Annotated in this window: 5 protein-coding genes and 1 pseudogene; 2 read left to right on the top strand and 4 right to left on the bottom strand. The window is 62.2% G+C overall.

Annotated features, from left to right (window positions below; all coding sequences use genetic code 11):
- Positions 1 to 349: pseudogene (locus L9Z73_RS26225) on the top strand (acetyl-CoA C-acetyltransferase); the annotation flags it as partial.
- A 59-nt stretch (positions 350 to 408) separates the two neighbouring features.
- Here L9Z73_RS26225 and L9Z73_RS26220 read toward each other — a convergent pair.
- Together L9Z73_RS26220 and L9Z73_RS26215 are read right to left on the bottom strand one after the other, a co-directional pair.
- Positions 409 to 825 carry a PaaI family thioesterase gene (locus L9Z73_RS26220; RefSeq protein WP_247407401.1) on the bottom strand — a complete coding sequence of 139 codons (417 nt, stop codon included), beginning with the start codon at positions 823 to 825 and terminating at the stop codon, positions 409 to 411.
- 126 nt (positions 826 to 951) lie between these two features.
- Positions 952 to 2037 (bottom strand): DUF1615 domain-containing protein, encoded by a 1086-nt coding sequence (locus tag L9Z73_RS26215; RefSeq protein ID WP_247407398.1) that lies wholly within the window; start codon positions 2035 to 2037, stop codon positions 952 to 954.
- 145 nt (positions 2038 to 2182) lie between these two features.
- Here L9Z73_RS26215 and L9Z73_RS26210 point away from each other — a divergent pair, with 145 nt between their 5' ends.
- Entirely contained in the window at positions 2183 to 2797 is a 615-nt protein-coding gene (locus L9Z73_RS26210) for a LysE family translocator (RefSeq protein ID WP_247407395.1), read from the top strand.
- Positions 2798 to 2855: 58 nt separating this feature from the next.
- Here the strand turns inward: L9Z73_RS26210 and hemB are convergent, their stop codons facing one another.
- Positions 2856 to 3830: a porphobilinogen synthase gene (gene hemB, locus L9Z73_RS26205; RefSeq protein ID WP_017847039.1), complete on the bottom strand. Its 975-nt coding sequence runs from the start codon at positions 3828 to 3830 to the stop codon at positions 2856 to 2858.
- Positions 3831 to 3946: 116 nt separating this feature from the next.
- On the bottom strand, positions 3947 to 4353 hold a 407-nt coding region (locus L9Z73_RS26200; RefSeq protein ID WP_247407392.1), incomplete at its 5' end, for a PhzF family phenazine biosynthesis protein.

Genomic DNA, 4353 nt, shown 5'->3' with positions numbered 1-4353 from the left:
CTACGCCAATGCCGGCGTTGACCCGGCCATCATGGGCATCGGCCCGGTCGCGGCCACCCGCCGTTGCCTGGAGAAAGCCGGCTGGAGCGTGGCCGACCTGGATCTGGTCGAAGCCAACGAAGCCTTTGCCGCGCAATCCCTGGCGGTGGCCAAAGAGCTGGAATGGGACGCCGACAAGGTCAACGTCAACGGCGGCGCGATCGCCATTGGCCACCCGATCGGCGCGTCAGGCTGCCGCATTCTGGTGACCCTGCTGCACGAAATGATCAAACGCGACGCCAAGAAAGGCCTGGCGACGCTGTGCATCGGTGGCGGCCAAGGCGTAGCCCTGGCCCTTGAGCGCAGCTGATTCAAGAGCAACATACGAAAAGGCCCGGTTCCACGAAAAACCGGGCCTTTTTTTCGCCTTCAGTCCGCACGCGGCACCGCAAACACCGCATTCGCCCGCGCCACAACCTTGTCCCCCACCTGCAGGCTCACCGTGGCAAACACCATTTGCCGGCCACGCTTGTGATGCTCAAGGCGCACCACCATCCACTCCCCCACTTGCACCGCGCCCAGGTAATCCACGGTCATGCTCGCGGTAAGCAACGGCAACGGCGGCTCACTGGAAAACGCCATCGCATAGCCCATGCCGATATCCGCCAAGGTTGCCAACACCCCGCCATGCACCGTGCCACGGCCATTGGCGTGACGGTTGTCGGCGCGCAGGCCGATTTCCAGTTGCAAGCCTTCACCCCGGCAATAGGCCGGGCCTAACAAGTCGAGGAGCGGGCTGCTGCGCGGCAATGAGACAAAACCTTCGGGCACGGCGTGAGCGATCATCGCGGGTTCTTCCTTGGAGTCAGGCATGAGGTGTACTCCAGGCCCCACGCGGCGACCATTACCATCAGCCGCGCATATCCTTTGCGATGCCTGGGGCTGATTCGCCAGACCCGTTTAAAACTGGCCTCAGCGCTTCATACAGCGCTGATAGCGCTCATCCACTCGCTGGGCGAACCAGGCGGTGGTCAGGTTGCGGGTGATCTTCGGGCTTTTGAGCACAATGCCCGGCAGGATCGCCCGCGGCAGCGGTTTGCCCGCCGCTGTGTCGGCCAGGGCAAACACGCGTTTGTAGAGCGTGGTCTGCTCAAAATCCAATTGCTCGCCCTGCTCCAGCTGACTGCGGATGCTGGGGTTGCGCATGTCCAGCCTGGCGCCGAGGGAACGCACCGCCAATTCGGTGCTGCCAGGCAGCAGCGAGCCGTAGCGGATCAAATCCCCGTCCAGCGCCAACTCGGTGCCTGAGACGCGGCTGACGGCGGCCTGGAACGCCGCGTTGCGGCTGGCGTACCAACCGGCGTTGAAGTCGGCAAACCGGTACAGCGTCCGGTCATAACTCACCGGGTAACCGAGCAAATGGGCGATGCCGAAGTACATACCGCCACGTCGGGTGAACACTTCCCGACGGATCGTGCCGTCCACCGTGTAGGGATAACCCCGCGCCTGCTTCTGCGCAAACTCGATGCTCACTTGCATCGGGCCGGCGGTGTGTACCGGGTTGAAACCACCAAACAGCGTGTTGCCCAAGGGCACCATGCTGATGAAGTCATCGAAGATCCCGCTCAAGTCCTTCTCCGTGCGCGCAGCGTTCAACCGATCGGCGTAGGACTTACCGGTGGGAGAACGCAGTTGCAGTGCAGTGCGGACCAACACCGCTGGCACATGCACCTTACCGGCACGGCGCAGGATTTCATCCTGGGCGATCTTGCCCATATTCGGCACAGGTGGATCGACTTGGTAAGTGGACTCTTGCTCGGTCACCGCCAGCACCGCGCAGATGTTTTCGGTACTGGGGTAGATGTGCTGGGTGTCGAAAGCGGTGTAGATATCCTGGGCCCAACCGTTGCGATCGGCGACCTTGGCGGGCAGCAGACGCACGATCTGCGCCTTGACCTCGGCTTCACTGCGCTCCGGCTGTTGCGGGCCGCGTGCGGTCGAGCAACCTGCCAGCACCACCAAGGGCATGAGACACAGGATCAGGTGGCGTAGGTACATGGGGCTTCCTTGAAGGGCGATGGGCCGGGCATTGCAGATATCGACCGGTAAGTCTAACGCGGGTTCGCCCTGTGCTCCCCTCGCCAACGTAATGCGAATATGACAGGATCTTCCATCGACCATTCGTACAAGGAGTTTGAATGCCATGCTCAGCATGAACTTTTTCATCACCTGCCTGATCGTTGTGCTGATTCCCGGCACCGGCGTGATCTTTACCGTGTCCACGGGCCTCATGGCCGGCAAGCGCGCCAGCGTGTTCGCCGCGCTGGGCTGTACCGCCGGGATCATCCCGCACTTATTGGCATCCATCCTCGGCCTTTCCGCGCTTCTGCACACCAGCGCATTGGCGTTCGAAGCGCTGAAATTCGCCGGAGCCGCCTACCTGCTGTACCTGGCCTACGCCACGTGGCGCGATCGTTCGGCCTTCGCGATGAATGACACGCCAACGGCAACCACGGCCCGTGGCCTGATGCTACGCGGGTTTTTGCTGAATATTCTCAACCCCAAGCTGACGATTTTCTTCCTGGCCTTCCTACCCCAGTTCGTCACACCGGCCAGCACGGCGCCGGCCTTGCAAATGCTGGTGCTGAGCGGCGTGTTCATGGCCATGACGTTTGCGGTGTTTGTGGTGTATGGCCTGCTGGCCAATGTGTTTCGCCGCGCGGTGATCGAGTCACCACGGGTACAGAATTGGCTGCGGCGCAGTTTTGCGGCGGCCTTTGCAGGGTTGGGGTTGAACCTGGAGCTTGCACAGCGCTGAAAAACGCTACAACCCACTGTGGAAGCGGGGGGTTGCCCGCTCCCACAAGTTGGGTGCTTTAGATGCCTGCCAGCGCCAGGTCCATGGCGAAGTAAGTGAAGATCAGGTCCGCGCCAGCGCGCTTGATCGAACCCAAAGTTTCCCGCACCACCCGGTCCTCATCGATCGCGCCAGCCTGAGCACCGAACTTGATCATCGCGTACTCGCCGCTGACCTGATACGCCGCCACCGGCAGGCGTGAGGCTTCGCGGATGTCACGGATGATGTCGAGGTAGGCACCGGCCGGTTTGACCATCAGCGCATCCGCGCCTTCCTGCTCGTCGAGCAGCGATTCACGCACGGCTTCGCGGCGGTTCATCGGGTTCATCTGGTAGCTTTTGCGGTCGCCCTTGAGCGCGCTGCCACCCGCTTCACGGAACGGACCGTACAGGGCCGAAGCGAATTTGGTGGAGTAGGCCATGATCGGGATATGCGTGAAACCGGCGTCATCCAACGCCCGGCGAATCGCCTGGACCTGGCCGTCCATCGCCGCCGACGGTGCGATCACATCGGCACCGGCACGGGCCGCCGCCACAGCTTGCTTGCCGAGGTTGACCAACGTCGCGTCGTTGTCGACATGGGCGCCATGCATCACGCCGCAATGGCCGTGATCGGTGTATTCGCAGAAACAGGTGTCGGACATCACGATCATTTCCGGCACCGCGTCCTTGATGATCGAGGACATGCGCGAGACCAGGCCGCGCTCTTTCCAAGTGTCGCTGCCACTGGCGTCCAGGTGGTGGGACACGCCAAAGGTCATCACCGATTTGATCCCGGCGCGGGCATAACGCTCGATTTCCCCGGCCAGCTTTTTCTCAGGGATGCGCAGCACACCCGGCATGCTGGTGATTGGCACGAAATCATCGATTTCTTCTTCGACGAAAATCGGCAGCACCAGATCATTGAGGGTGAACTCGGTTTCCTGGAACAAGCTACGCAACTCCGGGGAGCGGCGCAGACGGCGTGGGCGGGCTTGAGGGAACTGGCTGGTCATGGCTGTCCTGAATAAGGCTAAAAACGTTGGGGCGAAAGCGTATGCCCCCCGACCCCGGCAGCGCAAATGCCAGGCAGACAATAGTTTATGGCAAGGCCTACAACAATTGCATTGATCTAGAGCTGTAGACGCCCTTCGATGCACACCGCCACGGCACCGCCGACCCAGATTTCATCGCCCTGGCGCTCGATGCGGATACGCCCCGCGCGCCCCATCGCCGTGCCCTGGCTGACCACGTAACAGCTCGGCGCCAGGCCTTCGCCCAACAACCATTGGGCCACCCCGGCATTCAAGCTGCCAGTGGCCGGGTCTTCAGGGAACCCGTCGCCGGCGATAAACGCACGCACTTCAAAGTGCGCGTCTACTGCGTCGCGCTCGGGATCGCAGGGCGCTATCACGCCTACCGCCAGCCCGAGCAATTGCGAATAATCGGGCTGCAGATCAAGCACCGCCTGGCGGTCGGCCAACATCACCGCCAGCCAACCCGCGCCGTTGTCGACCCACTGGCTGCGCACAATGGTTG

The sequence above is a fragment of the Pseudomonas emilianonis genome (genome assembly GCF_023072625.1).
Classification (GTDB): Bacteria; Pseudomonadota; Gammaproteobacteria; order Pseudomonadales; family Pseudomonadaceae; genus Aquipseudomonas; species Aquipseudomonas paraveronii.
Note: the sequence above shows the minus strand (reverse complement) of the source record. Positions and strands in the feature narration are given on the sequence as shown.

Bases quoted from the DNA above. Each gene is read 5' to 3' on its own strand.
- L9Z73_RS26215 (WP_247407398.1), bottom strand. From the start codon at position 2,037: ATGTACCTACGCCACCTGATCCTGTGTCTCATGCCCTTGGTGGTGCTG.
- L9Z73_RS26210 (WP_247407395.1), top strand. From the start codon at position 2,183: ATGCTCAGCATGAACTTTTTCATCACCTGCCTGATCGTTGTGCTGATT.
- L9Z73_RS26220 (WP_247407401.1), bottom strand. From the start codon at position 825: ATGATCGCTCACGCCGTGCCCGAAGGTTTTGTCTCATTGCCGCGCAGC.
- hemB (WP_017847039.1), bottom strand. From the start codon at position 3,830: ATGACCAGCCAGTTCCCTCAAGCCCGCCCACGCCGTCTGCGCCGCTCC.